The organism is Cyanobacterium aponinum PCC 10605, from assembly GCF_000317675.1.
Classification (GTDB): Bacteria; Cyanobacteriota; Cyanobacteriia; order Cyanobacteriales; family Cyanobacteriaceae; genus PCC-10605.
This window is the reverse complement of the sequence record NC_019776.1, coordinates 975,332-997,449: the sequence shown is the minus strand read 5'-3', so window position 1 is coordinate 997,449 and position 22,118 is coordinate 975,332. Positions and strand designations below refer to the sequence as shown.

Below are 22,118 nucleotides of genomic sequence, written 5' to 3'. Positions count from 1 at the left end.
AAATAACGATAAAATTGCCTTAATCCGAACTGACTTAAACAAGGGGCTTAAGCCCCTTGCTAAAAACCCCTACCACCTGCTGTTCCTGCAACCTGACACCTAACACCTAACCTTATCAGATATTCTTAAACCGAACTGAGGTTATTTGTTAGTTTCAAAAATTGACATTTTTGAGAACGAAAAAACCCTGCTCTAAATAGGGGGAGGGCAAAGGTAGATAGTGTTGAGGTGAATAATAACTCATTACTTATTATTCATTACTTGTTTTCCCCTCTCCCCTCATCCCCTAACACCGTAAGGGTTGAATATATTCAACCCCTACCACCTGAAACCTGACACCTACTTTTATTCGATATTATTAGACGGCTTGAGGTTGTACTTGGGGTTGGAATTGGAATAGGGAGTAAACCACGTTACGGCGAATGTCTATCATCATCTCTAAGAACATTTCATAGCCTTCTTGTTTATACTCAATTAAGGGATCTTTTTGTCCATAACCCCTTAAACCAACGGATTCTCGTAAACCATCCATTTTTTGTAAGTGTTCACGCCAAAGGGTATCTATTTGTTGCAGAATAAAAAATCTTTCTGCTTGACGCATTAACCCTGTTTGGATTTGTTCAATTTGATTTTCTTTTAAGTCATAAGCTTTGTGGACTTCTTCATGGAGAAATGTTTTCATCTCTGCAACAGTCATATCCTCTAAATCTTTGACGGTGATGTCTTGGAGAAGATAAATAAATTCTTTGGCTTTTTCTACCAATGCTTCTAAATTCCACTCATCAGGGGGTAAATCGGGGTTGACGTAAGCATCAACAATTTCGTCCATTGTTTGGGTTGCGTATTGCAATACTTGACCTTTCAAGTCTCTTCCTTCTAAGACTCGACGACGTTCAGCATATATAGCACGACGTTGGTTATTCATAACTTCATCGTACTCAAAGACGTTTTTCCGTGCATCGTAGTAGAATGTTTCTACTTTTTTCTGTGCCCCTTCTAAGCTACGGGTGAGCATTCCTGATTCAATGGGCATATCCTCTTCAACTCGAAAGGCATTCATTAATCCAGCAACTCTGTCCCCGCCGAAAATCCGTAATAAATTATCTTCTAAGCTCAAAAAGAAACGAGTTGAACCGGGATCTCCTTGTCTTCCTGCTCTACCTCTTAATTGGTTATCAATTCTTCTCGATTCGTGTCTTTCCGTTCCAATGACGTGTAAACCGCCTTTTTCAACTACTAAATCATGTTCTTTATCTGTTACTTCATCATATTCTCTGCGAATGGCTTGATAGACTTCTCTTAATTTTTGTATGACGGGATCTTCTGTAGGCGCTTTTTCGGCTGCGATCGCAATTTTTTCTTCTGCTTCCAATTCTGATAAACTCTGTTGCCCATATTTTTCCACCGCAAATTTAACCGCTTCTTTCAAAAGAGCTTCAGTATCTGCGGATAACTGACAGGGAAATAAATCCGAGGAAGGCTTCCAATTTTTCTGTTTTTTACCATCACCATTACCACTAAACCCTTGTCCCTTGGCACGTTTAGCCATATCAACACCCGGAACATTTACCATTAATTGATCATCTTCAGGGGTCACAATTTGGGGCATAAAATACTCTCTTAACTTTAACCTTGCCATATAGTCAGAGTTACCACCGAGAATAATATCTGTACCACGCCCCGCCATGTTAGTTGCAATGGTTACAGCCCCTTTTCTACCTGCCTGAGCAACAATTTCTGATTCCCTTTCCACGTTTTCTGGTCTAGCATTAAGGATATTATGGGGAATTTCTCTTTCTTGTAATAAACGAGATAAAACCTCAGATTTTTCTACACTGGTAGTACCAACAAGTACAGGTCTGCCTGTTTCATACATTTCCTTGCATTCTTCCGCCACGGCTTTCCATTTTGCGATTTCATTTTTATAAACCACATCAGGTAAATCATTTCTATCGGAGGGGCGATTAGTGGGAATAATAGTTACTTCGAGGTTATATACTTTTTCAAATTCCGTTTCTTCAGTTTTGGCAGTACCAGTCATACCCGATAGTTTAGGATAGAGTAAGAAAAAGTTTTGATAGGTGATACTAGCTAAGGTTTGAGTTTCTTTTTGGATTTCAACCCCTTCTTTTGCCTCAATAGCCTGATGTAAACCATCACTCCATCTTCTTCCAGCTAAAACCCTCCCCGTAAACTCATCCACGATTACCACTTCATTATTACGGACGATATAGTTAACGTCACGAGTAAATAATTCTTTAGCTTTAATGGCATTAAAAATATAATGAGCCCAAGGATTATCTTGATCATATAAATCTGTAACTCCCAATAACTCCTCCGCATGGGCAAAACCTTCATCTGTCAATAAAACATTTCTGGCTTTTTCGTCCACCTCATAATCACCACCGTCACCCTCTTCATTTTGACGGGTAAGCATTTGAGCAATTTTTGCCGCCTCCATATATTTTTCCATGGGGCGCTCGACTTGTCCTGATATAATCAAAGGAGTACGAGCTTCATCAATTAAAATAGAGTCAACTTCGTCAATAATGCAATAGTTGGGGGGACGTTGTACCACATCAGCCATATCCGTTGCCATATTATCCCGAAGATAATCAAAGCCTAATTCGCTGTTAGTAGCATAGGTAATATCAGCACTATAATTTTTCTGTCTTTCAACAGATGTCATCCCACTTTGAATTAAGCCCACACTTAAGCCTAAAAAACGATGAATTTGCCCCATCCATTCAGCATCACGACGGGCAAGGTAATCGTTGACGGTGACAACGTGTACACCTTCTCCCGTTAAACCATTAAGATAGGCTGGTAAAGTAGCTACAAGGGTTTTACCCTCTCCTGTTTTCATCTCGGCAATTTGCCCTGTATGTAAAACAATACCTCCTAGTAACTGCACATCATAATGACGCATTCCCAAAACTCTTACCCCTGCTTCTCTTACTAGGGCAAATGCTTCAGGTAAAATTTCATCTAAGATAGTATCTTTTTCTTCTTTAGTGGTGGCTTTTGCTAACATCTCTTTAAAAGATGCGGTTTTTGCCCTCATTTCATCGTCAGTTAACTTCTTTATGTCTTCTTCTAAAAGATTGATTTCTGCAATGTAAGGTTGTAATTTTTTTAATTTACGAGTGTTAGGATCTCCAAATAGCTTTTTAAACATAGCCAGTTTTTATAGTTTCTTTAAATATATCTATTAGTTTTTAATCATATCATTTATGGCTATGGCTAATTTGATTCAATCTATTTTCAATTTGATATTGAACTCAGGAAAGGTGCGATCGAACTCTTTACACCTATACTAGAAAGATGAGATCGGTATATATCCTCTATAAATTAAGAGATTTCTTCAAAGCTAAATTAACTTTTTCCATCAAATCAACGGATAAAACACCTAATTTTTTTTTGAAAACAAATTGACTAAGAGTCGCTATTTTATCAGCCCTAATTAAAGAAGTTTTTTTCAATCCTGTTTCTTGAAATTGTGGATTATTTTCGGAAACTAAAACCCAAGTTTCTTTTAAAGTTTCATGGGGTATTTTTGAGAATATTCCGATAATAATTATTTCTTCTCTATGATTAGCAATGACTAAAGCTGGACGAAGTTTTGTGGCTGTTAAATCACTAAAAGAAAAAGAAACTAACCAGATTTCTCTAATTTTCGGTATCATTGTTATAAATATCCTCCTCTGGATCATTCCATTCCTGAAATCCTGTTTCGGCTAATTTCATAAAATCTTTTGTTGATATTGTCTCATTAACTTCTCTGATTAATTGATTTATTTCTTCTGGAGGAAGTTGAAAAATCATTTCTTTAATTTCAGCTAATTTTGTTGTCATATTTAAAACCTCATTACTATAATTTTTATTTATTCTAATTTATCTTAGATCATAAGTGCGATCGCTTTTCAATTTTATAAATTATTGGGATATAATGAATGGGCGAACAGTCAGGGAATAATATTAAGTGAGATGAAAACTATTACTCTGAGAATAGACGATCGCATCAAGGAACAATTTATAAGTCTTCTTAAGAATTTTTCAGAGAATGAATTAAGGATTTTAGAAGAATCTGAATATATTAGTGATGATGAATATTTGAGGTCTCTATCAGGAATGGTTGAAAGTATCAAAGAAGCTAGAAAAGAACCGATTGAAAATGGTGTTACCTTAGAGGAACTAGATTGGTAGTGTATAAGATAATTTTTATGACACAAGCGCAGAAAGAGGCGAAAAAGTTATCTTCAAACGGATTGAAACAAAAAACATTGAAATCATAACCCATAACCCTTATCAATATCCACCTGAATATGAGCTACTCAAAGGGGATATGAAAGGATTAATTAGTAGAAGAATCAATAAGCAACATAGGTTAGTTTATGAAGTGATCGAAGAAGAAAAATTGATTAAGATATATCGAATGTGGACTCATTATGAGTGATGCGATCGAGTTTTATAGAGTCTGTTTCTACAATAACTGAACTTTGAAGGTAACGACAAAATGATCGCACTTTAATATTTAACAATCCCCATTTAATTCACATTACACATATTAAGATTAAAATTGTTATAAACTTGCCCTTTATTTTTTTTATGTCTATTTCTCGAACCAGATTTATCGGTTTTATTTTAGTTTTATTCTTTTTCCTTTTCCCTTTTTATGATTTAAAGTCTTTAGCAGAAGTCGATCGCACTTTCTTAGATTTAAAGATAGAATTTTTAGGGGAATATACTCTCAAAGAAAGTAATTATAAAGATACTGTGATTGGCGGTTTATCAGGAATAACTTATAACCCGAAAGAAGATGTTTATTATTTAATTTCTGATGATAGAGCTAATATTTCTCCTGCTCGTTTTTACACAGTTAAAATAAATATCGAAGGAGAAAAAATAGAGAATATAAAAATCGAAAATGTTACCTTTTTAAGAGATAAAAAAGGAGAACTTTATCAAGAAAATACCACTGATACAGAGGGGATAGCATTCAGTCCTCACAACAGTTTATTTATTAGTAGTGAAGGGGTTACAAATAAAAATATTCCTGCTTTTATTAATGAATATGATTTAGAAGGAAATTTATTAAATTCTGTAAGAATACCCGAAAGATACATTCCTAAAACAGGTGAAAAAAAAGGTATTGAAAATAATTTAGGATTAGAATCTTTAACCATTAAAGCCAATGGATTTATGCCAAATGACCCTTTTCGCTTATTCACCGTTACAGAATCAGCGTTAGTTCAAGATGTGGATTTGAAAAATCCTTTAACCGTTTTAAGATCTCGTTTTTTACATTATGTGATCAATCCTTTTGGCGATCCTGTATTGATTGGAGAACATTTATACACCATTGATGAACCTTCTTTTAGCACCTTGTATAATGGTGTTGCCGATTTATTATCACTGCCAGATGAAGGTTATTTATTAAGTTTAGAAAGAACTTTTGGCTTAAGGGGATATGGTGCAAAAATTTTTCAATTGGTAATAGGAAATGCTAATGATATTTCTGGTCAAAAATCAATTTCTGGAAATGTCGAAAATATTATTCCTATTAAGAAAAAATTACTATTAGATTTAAAACAATTAGGGATAAAATTAGATAATTTAGAAGGAATGACTCTTGGTGGTCGTTTCCCTGATGGTAGTCAAAGTTTGATTCTTGTTAGTGATAATAATTTTTCTGGGAATAGTAAACAAAAAAATCAGTTTTTATTATTTAAAATTAGTAATTAATTCAAACTGAGTTCGGAGTTCAAAGTTTAGGATTGGGAGTAAAAATTACTTCAGTTGTTCAGCAAAAATATCAGGTTTAGATAAGTTCTCAGTTTCAGTCAAATCTTTTATAAACATTTATTAGTCTTAACGAAATTTATGGCTCTATCAATTTGAGTATGTAAATTATTCGTTAGGGTAGGCAAGAGGCAAGAGGCAAGAGGCAATAGGCAATAGGGGATTATTAAATAATAATTTATAAACTTTTAGTTTTTATTTTACTCTAAACACTATTCAATAAAGGTTATGGAAGTTATTTTTTATTAATTTATCATAACCACTGTAGAAGAACCAAATTTATCAATTTATCTTAAACTTAATTGAAACAACTATAAATACCTAAGCGGGGAATTTCTAAAGGAAGTTGATAAGAATAATTAGTGTTTAAGCAAGTATTAGCAATAAATTTAAAACCATTAGCGAAGTTTTCTACCCCTCCCTCTGTCAAGTAACGCCATAATAAATTAACCTGAGAAATGGACATATTCGACTGACTAAATAATTCTGCATCGGGGCGATCGTCTCCCGGTAGAATAAATAAAGATGCGTTAGTTTGAGAAACTGTATCTTTACAAACTTCTAAGCCATAACTCCAATAACTTCTCCCTCCTAATAGTCGCAGAATAATTACTTTGGCATGGGATAAAACTTCTTCTGCATAGGTATCAATGGTTAATTCTTGTTGCAATTGTAATAAATTTACTACTCTCATGGACGGAAAATCCTCTGGTAGTTTTTCTAAACAGGCGGCTGTAGTTTGAATATCTGTATCAGCACTGGTAATGAAAATAATTGGGGCGGGATTTTGTTCGATAAAAATTACCCCTTCTGTATCAGGATTCCATCCCCCGGGTGTAGCTGGTATGCGGTGCATATTTCAATTAAAAAGTTATGTAATAAAAGGCAAAGTAAATAGTGAATAGTGAATAGTGAATAGTGAATAATTAATAACTCCGAACACTCGTTACTCGTTACTCATTACTCATTACTCGTTACTCATTACTCGTTACTCGTTACTCATTACTCCCCTAAACCTGAAACCTCACCTCTTTCATAACTCCGAAACCCAAACCCCTTATTTATTGGCTAGTTTCATTGCTACTTATGGGAGGACGGGCAAGATACCATTTAAAATGTTGGTAGGCAGTGCGGGAAATTTCTTGAATTAAGGTTCTAGCTGAGTAATCATTGTGAGGACGTTTGACTAAAACCGCCCCAATATAGCGTTTTCCTGTGGGCATATCGATTATACCTGCGTCTCCTAAAACTGTGCCTATATCTCCTGTTTTATGGGCAATGATGGCGTTATTCTCTAATCCCTGAGGTAGTAAGGTTTGAGTTTTTGTCCGTCGCATTATTTCTAAGAGGCGATCGCGCGATCGCACAGACAACAAATCACCTTGATTAACTTTAGCTAAGAGAATACCTAAATCTCTGGGGCTAGTGGTATTTGTACCTTCTAAATCAGGCAAAAGATTACGAATAACAGTATTTTCTAAACCCCATTCTTGAAAACGTTTATTTAACTCATCTTTACCACCCAATCGCTCAATAATCATTTCTGTGGCGGTATTATCACTATTAATGATCATTTCTGTGGCAGTATAAAGAGCAGTAAACTGTGTTCCTAAGGGTTGATATTGCATATTACCAGAATGAGGAACTCTGTTGGCTTCTGTCATTGTTAGTTTTTCATCAAGATAAATTTTCCCCTCATCAATATCTTGGAGAAAAGCCACTAAAACGGGTATTTTAATAGTACTAGCGGCGGGAAAAGGAGCAATGCCATTATAGTTAACATAAGCACCATTATCTAAATCAACAAAAAACGCTCCGGGTTCTAATTGAGGATATTTTGCCCTAAGAGTATCAAATTTGCTTCTTAAAGCCGTTAATTCTTCTGAAAACTTTAATTCTTCTGGATTGCTACTTACTTCAGGAGTATAAGCAAGGGGTTTACTCTCTTGACTGGAATTAGTTTCTTGATTTACAGATGTATTTTGGGCAACTCTATCAACAAAGGGAATATCAATTTTCGGAAATAGAGGTTTAGTTAAATCAGTATTAGCCAAGACACTACCAAAAATAGTCCCAATACCGACACCAAAAATGGTTAAACGAAAAACATTATTAAGGATAATATTGACTAAATTTTGTTGCTCTTTTGCTTGAGTAACGATATTTTCCTGAGTAATGGATGTGTATGGGGCGTTTGTTTTCCTAATTAGCCTTTTATTAGTTTGTGTTTGGGCTACTTTTGATTTTATATTTCTTCTATTTGCTCTCGTGCCTGAAGCCTTACGTCTATAATTATTTTCCCCATGAGTTCGAGATAAAAAAATAGCCAAAATATTCCCCCCCATTAATTATTATCTACGGTCAAAGTTTATTTAATTATCTAGTTATAACTCAACTTTGTACAGTTGTGAGTAATCAATTTTTATGGTTCTTCAGAGTGTGGTTATGATAAATTAATAAAGAATAACTCCCATAACCTTTATTGAATAGTGTTTATAGTAAAATAAAAAATAAAAGTTTATAAATTATTATTTAATAATCCCCTATTGCCTATTGCCTATTGCCTCTTGCCTACCCTAACTAATAATTTACACGACGAGAAGTGATAGAACCATTTTTATCTGTTAAATACGTTTAAGTGAACACAGGCTAGATACCACATATAATCATCGATTTTTACTTCTATTGCTTTTTGAATATATAAATTAGCCTGAAAATTATCTTCGTGAGCAAAATAATATAGTCCTGCATAAAGAAAGTAAAAAAATACCTCTCTTAGACTACTGTTAGTATTAATGTTCGTCAAAGTCGAAATATCAGATTTTCCTGCGAATACTTGATAAATTTGTCTCATAAATCCCCTTGTATCATATTTTACTGGTAGTAAACATTCCTGGGCATTTTGAGGGTTTTCTAATTTAGCAATAGCTAGATATAACCATAAAGTTTCTTCTATATCTTGAGAATTGACGCTTAAATCTAACTCAAACTGTCTTCCTGCTTTGGCGTATTTTCCTAGGTAATAGTAAGTTAGTCCTCTCTGCCATAAATAAGGAGTTAATTGGGGGTTTAATTCTTCTGCTTTGTTAAAATCCTTAAGGGATTCATTTAGTTGGGCTAATTTGAAAAAAATCATCCCCCTTTTGATATACAATCTGGGATCAAAGGGAAATATCTTTAATTTTTTATTACACTTACTTAAGTCTAATTCTAATGTGTTCGCATCGATTATGGTCAAATCCAACACCTCGCAAATAATTTATTGGTGAAGTTATTAAGTTTTTAGGGAGGGGATAAAGCTATAGCAAAATTAGATAGGCTAGTTTTTATTTGCTTTTTTTTGCAGTAGCCTAAAGACATTTCACCATAGAATGAAATAATTAAAAAATATCGGGAAAATCTTGGTATTATTTACCAAAATCAGTATATCATTAAAGCAAATTTATCATAACGACAATATTTTGGTGTGATAGGAGCAAAGAAAATGTCAGGAATAGATCTACAAGGTAAGCCTTTCCACTTCATTGGTATCGGTGGAATTGGTATGTCGGCTTTGGCTTATATTTTGGCAAAAAGAGAGTTGCCTGTTTCTGGGTCAGATATTCGTGCTAGTCATATTACTAATCGTTTAGAGGCAGTTGGTGCAACTATTTTTACTAGTCAGAATGCAGAAAATTTTGAGCGTATTTCATGGGGAAATCATGGACATTACCATAAGCAAGAGGTTCAGGTAGTTTGTTCTACTGCTATTAATCAGGATAACCCAGAATACAAAGAAGCGATCGCACAAGGTTATCCTATTTATCATCGCTCAGATTTATTAGCCGCTCTTATTAAAGATTACAAAAGTGTTGCGGTAGCGGGAACTCATGGTAAAACCACCACTAGCAGTTTAATTGCTTATTTATTATTAGAGTCTGGTTTAGATCCTACCGTTATTATTGGTGGCGAAGTAAGTGCATGGGAAGGAAATGCTCGTTTAGGGGAAAGTAATTATTTGGTGGCGGAGGCGGATGAGTCTGATGGTTCTTTAGTGCAGCATCACCCTGAATTTGGTATTATTACTAATATAGAATTAGATCATCCTGATCATTATGAATCTTTAGATCAGTTAGTTGGTATTTTTCGACAATTTGCTCATCAGTCTAAAAATGTCATTGCTTGTGTTGACTGTCCTATCACCCGTAAGTATATTCAAGCAGATATTACCTACAGTTTAAACCCTCAATCTGGGGCTAATTATATTGCTACAAATATCGTTCATAGTCCTTATGGTAGTGAAGCAGAAGTTTGGGAAAATGGTATCTGGTTGGGTAATATTTCCTTAGAACTCTCTGGAGATCATAATATCAGTAATGCTTTAGCTGCGATCGCAGTTGGCAGAAAATTAGGTTTAAATTTTGCTACTATTGCCGATGCCCTCAGCACTTTTGAAGGAGCAAAAAGACGTTTTGAATATAAAGGCACTTATCAGGGTGCAACTTTAATTGATGATTATGCCCATCACCCCAGTGAAATACGATGTACTTTGCAGGCGGGTCGTGCTAGACTGAAACAGTATGATGCTCAAAGATTAATTGCTATTTTCCAACCCCACCGCTACAGTCGCACTTCAGCATTTTTGGAAGATTTTGCTCAGTGTTTTGCTCAAGCTGATGTCGTTATTGTTACAGACATTTACAGTGCGGGGGAGAAAAATACAGAGGGTATTAATGGAGAAATAGTGGCGGATTATATTAGTAAATATCATCAGGAAGTTTATTTCCAACCCAATCTGCATAGTTTAAGGGATTTTCTTGCGGATTTTCTCGAACCCGAAGACTTAACTTTATTTTTAGGGGCGGGAAATCTCAATCAAATTATTCCTCAATTAATAGCTTTAGAAGAGAAATCTTATGCACAAGTCGCTTAATTTAAACTGAGACGAAACCTTACACCAATACATAAAACTGACTAAAAGGTAATAGGTGATAGGGATTGAACAAAATTTGACCTTTGCGGTGTTGGGTTTGATGATTTTTGACTATTTTTAAGGTTTAGGCAAAACGAACATTTTGGGTTGGAATAGCCTTGAATTTAATGCCTGTTTCTTAACAAAGAAAAGATTTTAACCTTCAACCTCAACCTAACCGTCAAACCTTTTCATATCCCACATTATTACCTCGAATTGGGGCATAAGTTGAATAATTTTTCTCCCTTAGTTATCACTTATTAACTATCAACTAATTATCACTCCGAAACCACTATAAAAGCCCAATGAATTTAAGAGAAGATTATCATGACTATTACTATCAAAACTGACTCAGAAACAAAAGTCGTTACCCTCACAAACACTGAGTGCAATATTTATCAATCCGTGTCTCTTTCTCCTTTCACATCCTATCGAGTCGGTGGCAAGGCTCAGTGGTATGCTGAACCTAAATCATGGAATGATATACAAGCAATATTTACATGGTTACAAAAAGAGCAAATGCCTTTTACTTGTTTAGGGGGGGGTTCTAATTTACTAATTAGCGATCGCGGTATAGAAGGATTAGTTTTGAACACTCGTCATCTTAAACAATATCTGATTGATGAGGATAATCTTACTATCACTGTGGGTGCTGGTTATCCCCTTCCTAAATTGGCATGGAAAGCCGCCAAGAAAGGTTGGCAAGGGCTAGATTGGGCTGTTGGCATACCCGGGACTGTGGGGGGTGCTGTCGTGATGAATGCGGGGGCTCACAAGGGCTGTATGGCTGATATTTTCAAAAGTGCGATCGTGGCTTATAGTGATGGAAGAATAGAAACTCTGTCAAAAGAAGATTTAGAATACTCTTATCGCTCCTCTCGATTACAAAAAGAAAATGCTTTAGTTTTACAAGCTACCCTAAATTTAGAATCAGGGCAAAGTAAAGAAGAAATGATGGCATTAACCACCAGTAATTTCAAAATGCGTAAACAAACACAACCCTACGATAAACCAAGTTGTGGCAGTGTTTTTCGTAATCCAAAACCTCAAGCGGCTGGGTGGCTAATTGAGCAAATCGGTTTAAAAGGTCATCAAATAGGTGGTGCTCAAGTTGCCCATCGTCATGCTAATTTCATCCTTAATGCAGGTAATGCAACTGCTAGAGATATTTTTAACTTGATACAGTATGTGCAAGAAAAAGTAGAAGAAAATTGGTCTATTTTGCTCCATCCAGAAGTAAAATTTTTAGGTCAATTTTAAGATTGGCGTTGGTGAGTGAATTAAGCTATTACTTTTGGTTTAGAAGACACTTTTGCAATGGTAATAATATTTTGAGTGTTAAATATTTGGAGTGGGTTATACCTGAGTTCAGAGTTCGGAGTTAAAATTTGGGTGTATTGATAAAAATAATAGACAAATTGATTTTATATCTTTTTCCTAAGTTTAATAGTTTTTATCTGTATAAAGAGAGCTAATGATCGCTCTGAATATTTTACTCCACAATGTTTTTATCATTGAACTCATGTGGTTATAGCCCACCATTATTAACAATAATAAAAAGCTATATTAATAAAAAAACAGTCTAAAAATTTAATGAATATCATTTTATTTCTTATTACTAATAGCCTCAAAATTTTTGGATTATTCTGGATTGCAGGAGGCTTATTTGTCTGTCTTGAGGTGCTAAAATCTTCTCGTATGGATAAATATATAAAAGCGATCGATTTTAACCATAAACCTGATTATAAAGAATATCTTTTTAGTTTAGCCATCGGATTGTTAACCTTATTAAGTGGCGTTACTTTAATTGTTTCTCAAAATATTGCAATTCTATTCTTGGGGTTATTAATAATTACTCAATTAATGTTTTTCGACTTTCGAGAAAAGAAATTTAAAGCAAGTCAAACCGACTCTGATAAAGAAAATTATTCTATCAGTCCTCAAACCTATAACGCTTATTTAACCTCTATTTATGTTACTATCTTTGCCCTTATTAGATATTGCTTAAATATTTTTGTTAACTAATATATTGTCAGTTAATAATCGAATATTCTTCATAACACCTAAAACCTAAACCTTGTACAATTAACACAATTTTGGACTAGAAAATATTAATATATTGCTGATAATTTTCATAGATAGATAACCCGGGTATTTCTTGAGTAAATTCTTCTGGTAAATTATATTGATTAGCAGAATATTGCTCTCTAATATCTGTAATGGTACGATAAAAACCCTGCCAAGGTTTTAAAACTTGTATTAATTTAATAAATTGCTCTCTAGTTTGTTCATGTTTTTTACTCAGCGCCAAATATTGCAACAGTCTGGCATAAGTGTCTGGTGTTTCTTTCGTTTTGGGCACACCAATTATTCTTCCTAATTTTATAAAAACATCTTCATTTTTAACAACTAAATCCTGCATTGCTTTCATATTCTGCATATTTTTATCTTGAAGATAAGTAACCATGTCAGAGATAACTCTTAACACAGAAAAATCAGTTAAATTAAATTTTTTAAATAAATATAGAAGTTTTAAACCAATATCTTTCTCTTCTGCTAATCCTTCTAAAGACTCGGTATAATCTTCTAAAGCCTCTCTACCTTGTTCTGTTTTAATGGTTGGTTTAATTTCTTCTAATTTAGTTCTTATTTGTTGTTTAAATTCCTCTGGAGAGTATTTATTTTCTTGTCTTTTTTTAGCAACAATTTGATTATTTTCTAAATCATTATTATTGTCATCATCTCCAAATTTTTCCCCCAAGAAGTTTAACACAAATTCATAATATTCTTGTTGTTTCGTACTTCGATAACGTAACTCTGTCTGTTCAATCTTCAAAAAATTACTTTGGGCTTTTACTGCTAAACGTAATAATTCTGCACTTGTTTCTAATCCCTGATAAGATTCTTTATTACGAGCAAAAAGAGATTTTATTTGTAGATAAAACTTAAAATCAGACTGTTGAAAATTAGGATTATCGATGGTTTTGGCAATGGATGCTAATATCTTCGCTTCTGATAGGGCTTGATTATGTATATTAATACTATTTTCCGAAATATCTTCTTTTTGAGAATTATTTTGAGTCAAGGTGCTTATATCTTGATTTAAGAAAGAAACAATTTTTTTTAACATCTTTTGTATCCTTATCTTTATTTTATTACCCCTAATCATATTATATCTAAAAAAACTTTATTTCTTTTTTTTATAAATTTATGTAAATAAAACATCTAATATTACCAATTTTTATGTAGTCAATAATACTAAAATATAATTGTAGAAATAAGTAATTGAACAAAATAATCTTGGTTCAATTTGATTTCAAAAAACACTTAAGTAAGAATGAAAAATTATTATTAAGAATATCTTGATCAAAAAGTAAGGTTATGTTAAATGAACTCAGCAAAGGTTAATAAATAAAATTAAAAAGTATGAGTAAGAAATTTGATATAGGAAAAACTGAAATTATTTTTACTAAATTTTATTCGATTCAACTCATATAATTACTTTGTTTTACCATGCTTTTACATCTATTAATTATTTGTTGACTTGTTGTTTTAACAAAGAAGTTATAATTATTCATAAATACTTAGTGTATCGATTACTTTCAATTATAAAAATAATGACAAATATCACATATACAGTATCAATTACAAATCCTCAGCTACATTTATTTGACGTGGAATTAAAAATAGATAAATGGGAGAAAAAACAATTAAATTTAAAAATGCCAGTATGGACTCCGGGATCTTATTTAGTGAGGGAGTATGCTAGGCATTTACAAAATTTTCAGGTTAAGGGAAACAAACAAAATAATTTAAGTTATCAGAAAAAAACTAAAAATCATTGGTTAATAGAAACTGACAATGAAACAACTATTAACGTAAAATATCAAATATATGCTAATGAGTTAACAGTGAGAACAAATCATCTGGATGAAACTCATGGTTTTTTTACCGGTGCGGCTTTATTTCTTTATGTTCCTAATTTCGAAAATAATCCTTTTAAAGTTGTCATAAATTCTCCTGAAAAAGATTGGAAAATTACTACCTCTTTACCCAAAATAACAGAGGAGAATAATAGTTTTTTTGCAGAAAATTTTGACTGTTTAGTAGATAGCCCCTTTGAAATTGGCTTACAAAAGCAATATGATTTTACCGTGGAAAATAAGCCCCATCAATGGATTATATGGGGTAATGGAAATATTGATGCAAAGAGAGTTATAGAAGACACAAAGAAAATAATAGAAACTGAGTCAAAAATTTTTTCAGGTTTACCTTACGAAGATTATAAATTTATTTTACATTTATCAGCTTCAGGTTTTGGCGGTTTGGAACATAAAAATTGTTGCGTTTTAAACTACCCTCGCTTTGCTTTTAAAAAAGAAGAAAAATATTATCGCTTTATGCAGTTAGTAGCTCATGAATTTTTTCATTTATGGAATGTTAAAAGAATAAGACCTAAAGCCTTAGAAAAGTTTGATTATGATCAAGAAAATTATACAACTTCTCTTTGGTTTTCCGAGGGAACAACTAGCTATTATGATATACTTATCCCTTTGAGGGCAGGTATTTATAATCGTTCAACATTTTTAGATTTATTGAGTAAAGACATAAGTAATTACTTGAATATTTCGGGAAGAAAAATACAGCCTTTAGCGGAATCTAGCTTTGATGCTTGGATTAAGTTATATCGTAGAGATGCTTATAGTAATAATAACCAAATTTCTTACTATTTAAAAGGTGAGTTAGTAACATTATTATTAGATTTAATGATTAGAAAAAATAGTGGCAATCAGAAATCTTTTGATGATGTAATGGCAATAATGTGGGACAAATTTGGTAAGAAAGAAATTGGTTTTACTCCTGAAGAATTAAAGACAGAAATAGAAAAGGTTGCTAATACTAATTTAAAAGAATTTTTCCATCTATATTTAGAAACCACTGAAGAAATCCCTTTCAACCAATATTTTGAGCCTTTTGGTTTAGTTTTAAGAGGGAAAAAAGAAGACAATGATTGTCCTTATCTAGGATTGACAGTACAAAAAGAAGGATGTATTGAAAAAATAACTTTTGTAGAAGCTAATTCCCCGGCGGGTAAAGCTGGTGTTGATGCTGGAGATGAGTTATTAGCCATAGATGGTTTTCGAGTTACCAGTGAGACGTTATCAGAAAGACTACAAGATTATCGAGCAGGAGATGCGATCGCACTTACTATTTTTCATCAAGAGGAATTAAAAACCGTAAAAATTAAATTAGCACCCCCCCAAGCTAGTAGCTATCAAGTTACAGTCATGAAAAATTTGACTAAAGCCCAGAAAGAAAATTTACATAGTTGGCTAGGGAGATAAAGAGTTAGAGGCTTAGGGTGTTGGGGGGATAAGGTGATAAGGGGATGAGGTGATGAGGGGAAAGGGAGATAAGGTGTCAGGTTGCAGGTATCAGGGAAGACGAGTTAGGGGCGAATGGCCATTCGCCCGTACAGGAGTTAGAAGTTATTAATTATTCACTATTCACTATTCGCTATTTACTTTTTCCTCTTGCCCATTGCCCTTTTGCTAATTACTCTATTATTCTCTTACTGAGTATATGTTAAAATAAAGCAATGATTTTGACATTCTTAGGAGTTTAAAACCTAAAAACTGGCGATTTCGACTATTTTTCAGTTTAAATATCTTTTAAACAGGTCAAATCACTTATTTTCATCCTCAAATCAGTTATTACTGTAAATAACTCATCTTAACACTTATGACATCTAGCCAAGAACGCATAGTACCTACTAACTTAACCAATGAAATGTCTCGGTCTTACTTAGAATACGCCATGAGCGTTATCGTAGGAAGAGCATTGCCCGATGCCAGAGATGGACTCAAACCGGTTCATAGACGCATTCTCTACGCTATGTATGAATTAGGTTTGACTGCTGATCGCCCCTTTCGTAAATGTGCGAGGGTAGTAGGGGAAGTTTTAGGTAAATATCACCCTCATGGTGACACGGCGGTATATGATGCTTTAGTGAGAATGGCGCAGGATTTTTCCATGCGTAACCCGTTGATTAATGGTCATGGAAACTTCGGTAGTATTGATAATGACCCTCCGGCGGCGATGCGTTATACCGAATGTCGTTTACAGGCTTTGGCGGTGGAAGGTTTACTGCGAGATATTGAATCAGAAACCGTTGATTTTATTGATAACTTTGATGGTTCACAACAAGAACCTGTTGTATTACCTGCCCGTGTCCCTCAACTGCTTCTTAATGGTGCGACGGGGATTGCAGTGGGTATGGCGACTAATATTCCTCCCCATAATCTTGGTGAATTGATTAACGGTGCGATCGCAATGATTCACAATCCAGATATTACGGATTTGGAGTTAATGGAATATATCCCAGGTCCTGATTTTCCCACAGGAGGACAAATTTTAGGTCGTCAGGGTATTAAAGATGCTTATACCACTGGTAGAGGCTCAATTACTATGCGTGGGGTTGCCAACATTGAAACTGTGAGGGCGGCGGGAAGACAGGAAAAAGAAGCAATCATCGTCACAGAATTACCCTATCAAACCAATAAAGCAGGTTTAATTGAAAAAATCGCCGAATTAGTTAACGATAAAAGGATTGACGGTATTTCGGATATACGGGATGAGAGCGATCGCACTGGAATGCGTATTGTTATAGAATTAAAAAGAGATGCTTATCCCAGAGTTGTTCTTAATAACTTATATAAACAAACAGCTATTCAAAGTAATTTTGGGGCAAATATGTTGGCATTAGTCAATAACGAGCCTCAATTACTTACAATAAGTCAATTTTTACGGGTATTCTTAGATTTTCGTGTGGAAGCTATCACCCGACGCACCCGCTATCAACTGAGAAAGGCAGAAGAAAGAGATCATTTATTACAAGGATTATTAATTGCCCTAGATAACCTCGATGCAGTCATTAGACTAATCAGAGGGGCGGCGGATAGTGCCACTGCTAAACAAGAATTAGTTAACGATTTCAGCCTCTCAGAAACCCAAGCCGATGCTATTTTACAAATGCAATTGCGTCGTTTAACTGCCCTAGAAGCAGAAAAAATTGAAGCGGAACATCAAGACTTATTAACCCAAATTACCGATTTTCAAGATATTTTAGCTCGTAAAGAAAGAATTTATAACATTATCGAATCAGAATTAGAAGACATCAAAAAAGTTCATGCTACTCCCAGACGCACGGAAATAGTCCAAGCGGACGGAGATTTAGGAGATATTGATTTAATTGCTAATGAACAAGTTGCCATTATCCTGACTAACCAAGGCTATTTGAAAAAAATGTTGGTAAATACCTTTGAGGCACAAAATAGAGCCACCAGAGGTAAGTCTGGAGCGAAAATCAAGGAGGATGATGTAGTTGAACATTTTCTCACGGGTTGTGATCACGATCGCATCTTATTCTTTAGTGACAAGGGTGTTGTCTATGGCTTAAATGCTTATCAACTACCTGCCCTGTCGAGAAATGCTAGAGGTGTACCCATTGTACAGATGTTACCCATTGCCAGTGATGAAAAAATTACCTCAATGATAGCAGTAAGTGAATTTACTGATCATGAATATTTAGTCATGTTAACCCAAAAAGGTTTAATCAAAAAAACTGCTCTCTCCGCCTTTGCCAATATTCGCAGTAATGGTTTAATTGCCATTTCTTTGGGAGAAGGAGACGAACTACGGTGGGTAAGACTAGCCACAGAAGATGATAGTATTTTAATTGGCTCTCGTCAGGGTATGGCGATTCATTTCCACGCCGACAATGAACAATTACGCCCTCTTTCCCGTACTGCTAAAGGGGTAAAATCCATGAAACTCCGAAAAGGAGACGAAATTATCAGCATGGACATATTACCATCTCAAGTAACTGCCACCATTGCTGAAGCAGATGATCAAGAAGATGATACCCTCGAATTGGAGGAGGAAGAATTAACCAGCGACACTGGAAAAGAAGCCCCTTGGGCATTAGCTGTAACTACTAGCGGTTTTGGTAAAAGAGTACCTGTATCTCAATTCCGTTTACAAAGAAGAGCAGGAATGGGTTTAAAAGCGATTCGTTTCCGCAAAAAAAGCGATGCTTTAGCGGCTCTACGCATTGTTAACCCTGAAGATGAATTTATGATTATCACCACCAGAGGTATTATTATCCGTTGTGATGTCAATGCGGTTTCTCTCCAATCTCGTCAGGCTAGTGGGGTAAGAGTGCAAAAATTAGATAGTGAAGATGCGATCGCAGCTATTGCTTTAGTTCCTCCCTCCGCCGAAGAAGAGGAAAACGAGTAAAGTGTTAGGAGTTAGGAGTTCAGGGGAGAGGGAGATGAGGTGATGAGGGGAGGAGGGAAAATTAGTTAGGAGTTAGTTAGGGGCGAATAGCCATTCACCCGTACAAGAGTTAGAAGTTATCAACTATCAACTATTTACCGTTGCCCTCCCCTCTCGAAAGGGGGGATAAAGGGGGGTTTGCCTTTTGCCCTTTTAACTTAGCCCCTTGTCCCCTACCCTACCACCACCAGACAATTTTATATCGAACTCAAGTAAATTAGCAAAACACAGTGAAAATAAATGTTAAATCCTCTCTCTTGGCAAGAATTAGAAGCTCTCACAGATTTTCAGATTGATAAGGTCAATGGTGTTACTAACTCTCAATCTACGTTGAGGTTGTTTAATAAACCAGAAGAAAAAGTAAGAGTAACCCTTTATAGAGATCATCATGCTTGGTGTCCTTATTGTCAAAAAATTTGGTTATGGTTGGAGGAAAAACAAATTCCTTACCGTATTCGTAAAGTAACCATGTTTTGCTATGGGCAGAAAGAAAGTTGGTACAAAGAAAAAGTGCCTTCGGGAATGTTACCCGCAGTAGAATTAGACGGGCATATTATTACCGAAAGTGACGATATTCTCAAGGCTTTAGAACAAGATTTTGGAGTTTTGGGTTATGGTATGGAAGATGAAAAAGTGATTCCTTTACGCCGATTAGAAAGATTGTTATTTAGAGCGTGGTGTACATGGTTATGCTATCCCACAATGTTTCCTTTACAAGAGATGAATAATCGTCGTGGTTTTTTACAGGTGGTGAAAGAGGTTGAGGGGGCTTTATCTGTTACTGATAGCCCTTTTTTCTTAGATGATTTTAGTGTGGCTGATGTTGTTTTTGTTCCTTATGTGGAAAGGATGAATGCTAGTCTTTATTACTATAAAGGTTATTCTTTAAGAGAAGAGAATCCTCTTTTGTCTCGTTGGTTTTCTGCTTTGGAAGAGCGTTCAACCTATAGGGGTACACAAAGCGATTTTCATACCCATGCCCATGATTTACCGCCACAAATGGGCGGATGCTATTCTAACAATGAGAAGCAAACTTTGATTAATCAAAAAAGAGTCGATCGCGGTGATTGGTTTAGTTTACCCGATGTAAAATACAATGAACCAGAAAATTCCCGTCAAGAAGCCTTATATCGTGTCCTCAAACATCGTCATAACATTATCAAAGTCAATCCAACCGATAATGAAATGTTTGATTTAGCTTTGCGTTGTGCTTTAACTTATATGATGACAGACAAAGAATGCTCTCCTCCTCCTGAAACGGATTTAGCCTTAAGATATTTGCGCGATCGCATCTGTGTACCCCGTGATATGTCAATTTATGCCGCCAAACGACTCCGCACCGCCTTGGAATATACCGCTAGTTTAGCAGGAGATAGACAACCTGAAGCCCTGCCTTTACGTCATCGTCGGGATCAAAATCCCATGAATTTTCAAACACCATAGATTCTTGAGGTATAAAAACTATTGCCTATTCCCTATTCCCTATTCCCCACCACCATCAGATAATTTTATATCGAACTCAGATAAAAAAGAAGTTTCAGTTTCTAATTCTAATTGCCAATGACCTTCTCGATTAACTATCTTCGTTAAAGAACAAACAGAGGCTTTAATTGCCCTATTTTCCCTCAGTAAACCATTAGTAATTCCCAAAATAGTCATGCTGTGACCAATTAATAATAAATTACCTTGAAAATTATTGACCAATAATTCCCCTGTTTTTTTCATTCTTGTTAACATCTCTATTTCGCTTTCAGGATAGATTGGGGTTAATAAACTAGAATAATTCCAATCAATTCGAGGATAAATTTCTTCTAATTCTTCACGGGGGTGGATTTCTGGAGGATAACTCATCCAATCCTGATTATGCCATTCTCCTAACCCGGCTTCTAGTTTGATGGTTAAATCAAGATTTTCAGCAACAATATGTGCAGTTTGAATCGCTCGTAAAAAAGGAGAACTAACTATATAGTCTATTTTCTCTTTGATTAATCTTTGTGCTAATTGTTGAGCCTGTATCTTACCATCTTCTGATAAGGGAGGATCATATTTTCTTGGGGCAGTGTTAAACCATTCTGGATAAACAAAGTCTAATCTATTTCCGTGTCTGGCAAGGTAAAGAGTTGAGGACATTAATTCTTTTTTATTCATACAAATCAATTTTTCTTTACACTATTTTCTGATTTATGTCAATTTATTTAATCTTTTTTTAAGATTCTTGACATATTGGTGACAATTAGAGGTTTTAGCATTACTCTGAATATAGAAAAAGCTAGTTACCGTAAGCAAAAAAGTATTATGATAGGTGGCTCAATTTCTTCTCTTTAGAGTATCTGTTTGGGAGTCAAAACAATGAATATCTGGTTATCTTTACTTTTGTCTTTATTACTAACTTCTTTAGTTAGTTTTGCTTTGCCTATTGTTCTATTTACGGTAGTTTTAGCTATTTTGGGTGTTATGGGGCATTTCCCGCTCATTTCTCCTTTTATTAACTACGCTTATGCACAAATCTGGCATTTTCTGGCTACTTTTGGCGAAGGTTCTGGTATATTTGGTATTTTAATTATAGCTGTTACTTGTGCGATCGCAGGTTTATTATTTGAGTCTTTGAATTTTTATCGCTATCGTTTGTTAATTAATAAACCCTTAAAACCATTATGGCAAAAGCCGAAAACCGCCGAAATTATCTCTAAAATTATTTGTAGTAATGATAAATAATTCATGAATTTGTAAAGCTCATGAAAAGTGAAAATTGAGAATAATTAAATCTTTGGACTATTCTCTAAGCATTATCGGCTATGGTTTTTTACCTTTTAAATATCCAACTCAAGGAAATTGTAAACTGTCAGAAAAGCAAAATCATATTTTCTTGACAATAGAATCAAATTTCGTTACGATATATAACTCAGTGGAAAATATTTCCCACTCCGCCATCTTAGCTCAATTGGTAGAGCACTCGACTTGTAATCGAAAGGTTACCGGTTCAAGTCCGGTAGATGGCTTATTTTTTTGCTCTCTAAATCTCTAA

Annotated in this window: 18 protein-coding genes and 1 tRNA gene; 11 read left to right on the top strand and 8 right to left on the bottom strand. The window is 34.6% G+C overall.

Annotated elements, in window-relative coordinates; translation table 11 throughout:
• Positions 1–358: 358 nt before the first annotated feature.
• The 3 genes from secA to CYAN10605_RS04110 all read right to left on the bottom strand — a co-directional run bounded on the left by secA (position 359) and on the right by CYAN10605_RS04110 (position 3,855).
• Positions 359–3,178: a preprotein translocase subunit SecA gene (gene secA, locus CYAN10605_RS04120; protein WP_015218684.1), complete on the bottom strand. Its 2,820-nt coding sequence runs from the start codon at positions 3,176–3,178 to the stop codon at positions 359–361.
• Positions 3,179–3,344: 166 nt separating this feature from the next.
• A complete protein-coding gene (locus CYAN10605_RS04115; protein WP_015218683.1) occupies positions 3,345–3,686 on the bottom strand; it encodes a type II toxin-antitoxin system PemK/MazF family toxin in 342 nt (113 codons plus the stop codon).
• Positions 3,670–3,855 carry a hypothetical protein gene (locus tag CYAN10605_RS04110; protein WP_015218682.1) on the bottom strand — a complete coding sequence of 62 codons (186 nt, stop codon included), beginning with the start codon at positions 3,853–3,855 and terminating at the stop codon, positions 3,670–3,672. Before CYAN10605_RS04110 ends, CYAN10605_RS04115 begins: the two co-directional genes overlap by 17 nt.
• 132 nt (positions 3,856–3,987) lie before the next feature.
• Here CYAN10605_RS04110 and CYAN10605_RS04105 point away from each other — a divergent pair, with 132 nt between their 5' ends.
• From CYAN10605_RS04105 to CYAN10605_RS04100, 3 genes are all read left to right on the top strand, one after another.
• Complete coding sequence (locus tag CYAN10605_RS04105) at positions 3,988–4,206, top strand: hypothetical protein (RefSeq protein WP_041922417.1); 219 nt, start codon at positions 3,988–3,990, stop codon at positions 4,204–4,206.
• A 49-nt stretch (positions 4,207–4,255) separates the two neighbouring features.
• Positions 4,256–4,456 carry a Txe/YoeB family addiction module toxin gene (locus CYAN10605_RS18080; RefSeq protein WP_306302778.1) on the top strand — a complete coding sequence of 67 codons (201 nt, stop codon included), beginning with the start codon at positions 4,256–4,258 and terminating at the stop codon, positions 4,454–4,456.
• 152 nt (positions 4,457–4,608) lie between these two features.
• Positions 4,609–5,745, top strand: a complete 1,137-nt coding sequence (locus tag CYAN10605_RS04100) for an esterase-like activity of phytase family protein (protein ID WP_015218680.1) — start codon at positions 4,609–4,611, stop codon at positions 5,743–5,745.
• A gap of 355 nt (positions 5,746–6,100) precedes the next feature.
• Here CYAN10605_RS04100 and CYAN10605_RS04095 read toward each other — a convergent pair whose 3' ends face one another.
• The 3 genes from CYAN10605_RS04095 to CYAN10605_RS04085 all read right to left on the bottom strand — a co-directional run bounded on the left by CYAN10605_RS04095 (position 6,101) and on the right by CYAN10605_RS04085 (position 9,049).
• The gene (locus CYAN10605_RS04095; RefSeq protein WP_015218679.1) at positions 6,101–6,658 is read right to left on the bottom strand and encodes a cobaltochelatase subunit CobN; all 558 of its coding nucleotides are present in this window, start codon (positions 6,656–6,658) and stop codon (positions 6,101–6,103) included.
• 205 nt (positions 6,659–6,863) lie between these two features.
• Positions 6,864–8,147 (bottom strand): serine hydrolase, encoded by a 1,284-nt coding sequence (locus CYAN10605_RS04090; RefSeq protein ID WP_015218678.1) that lies wholly within the window; start codon positions 8,145–8,147, stop codon positions 6,864–6,866.
• A gap of 272 nt (positions 8,148–8,419) precedes the next feature.
• Positions 8,420–9,049 carry a tetratricopeptide repeat protein gene (locus tag CYAN10605_RS04085; protein WP_015218677.1) on the bottom strand — a complete coding sequence of 210 codons (630 nt, stop codon included), beginning with the start codon at positions 9,047–9,049 and terminating at the stop codon, positions 8,420–8,422.
• Positions 9,050–9,286: 237 nt separating this feature from the next.
• Here CYAN10605_RS04085 and murC point away from each other — a divergent pair, with 237 nt between their 5' ends.
• From murC to CYAN10605_RS04070, 3 genes are all read left to right on the top strand, one after another.
• A complete protein-coding gene (murC, locus tag CYAN10605_RS04080; RefSeq protein WP_015218676.1) occupies positions 9,287–10,714 on the top strand; it encodes a UDP-N-acetylmuramate--L-alanine ligase in 1,428 nt (475 codons plus the stop codon).
• Between the two features lie 366 nt (positions 10,715–11,080).
• Positions 11,081–12,013, top strand: a complete 933-nt coding sequence (gene murB / locus CYAN10605_RS04075) for a UDP-N-acetylmuramate dehydrogenase (protein WP_015218675.1) — start codon at positions 11,081–11,083, stop codon at positions 12,011–12,013.
• 333 nt (positions 12,014–12,346) lie between these two features.
• Positions 12,347–12,778, top strand: a complete 432-nt coding sequence (locus CYAN10605_RS04070) for a hypothetical protein (protein WP_015218674.1) — start codon at positions 12,347–12,349, stop codon at positions 12,776–12,778.
• Between the two features lie 76 nt (positions 12,779–12,854).
• On the opposite strand, the gene CYAN10605_RS04065 is transcribed toward CYAN10605_RS04070, so the two are convergent.
• A complete protein-coding gene (locus CYAN10605_RS04065) occupies positions 12,855–13,883 on the bottom strand; it encodes a hypothetical protein (RefSeq protein WP_015218673.1) in 1,029 nt (342 codons plus the stop codon).
• Between the two features lie 487 nt (positions 13,884–14,370).
• Between CYAN10605_RS04065 and CYAN10605_RS04060 the strand changes: the two genes are divergently transcribed.
• The 3 genes from CYAN10605_RS04060 to CYAN10605_RS04050 all read left to right on the top strand — a co-directional run bounded on the left by CYAN10605_RS04060 (position 14,371) and on the right by CYAN10605_RS04050 (position 20,536).
• Complete coding sequence (locus tag CYAN10605_RS04060) at positions 14,371–16,098, top strand: M61 family metallopeptidase (RefSeq protein ID WP_015218672.1); 1,728 nt, start codon at positions 14,371–14,373, stop codon at positions 16,096–16,098.
• Positions 16,099–16,495: 397 nt separating this feature from the next.
• Positions 16,496–19,054 (top strand): DNA gyrase subunit A, encoded by a 2,559-nt coding sequence (gyrA, locus tag CYAN10605_RS04055; protein ID WP_015218671.1) that lies wholly within the window; start codon positions 16,496–16,498, stop codon positions 19,052–19,054.
• A gap of 279 nt (positions 19,055–19,333) precedes the next feature.
• Positions 19,334–20,536, top strand: coding sequence for a glutathione S-transferase family protein (locus tag CYAN10605_RS04050; protein ID WP_015218670.1), 1,203 nt, complete (start codon positions 19,334–19,336; stop codon positions 20,534–20,536).
• A gap of 39 nt (positions 20,537–20,575) precedes the next feature.
• Here CYAN10605_RS04050 and CYAN10605_RS04045 read toward each other — a convergent pair whose 3' ends face one another.
• Positions 20,576–21,241, bottom strand: coding sequence for a histidine phosphatase family protein (locus tag CYAN10605_RS04045; protein ID WP_015218669.1), 666 nt, complete (start codon positions 21,239–21,241; stop codon positions 20,576–20,578).
• Positions 21,242–21,442: 201 nt separating this feature from the next.
• On the opposite strand from CYAN10605_RS04045, the gene CYAN10605_RS04040 reads away from it, so the two are divergent.
• Positions 21,443–21,808, top strand: coding sequence for a hypothetical protein (locus CYAN10605_RS04040; RefSeq protein WP_015218668.1), 366 nt, complete (start codon positions 21,443–21,445; stop codon positions 21,806–21,808).
• 211 nt (positions 21,809–22,019) lie between these two features.
• Positions 22,020–22,092, top strand: a tRNA-Thr gene (locus CYAN10605_RS04035).
• The last annotated feature ends 26 nt before the right edge of the window (positions 22,093–22,118 follow it).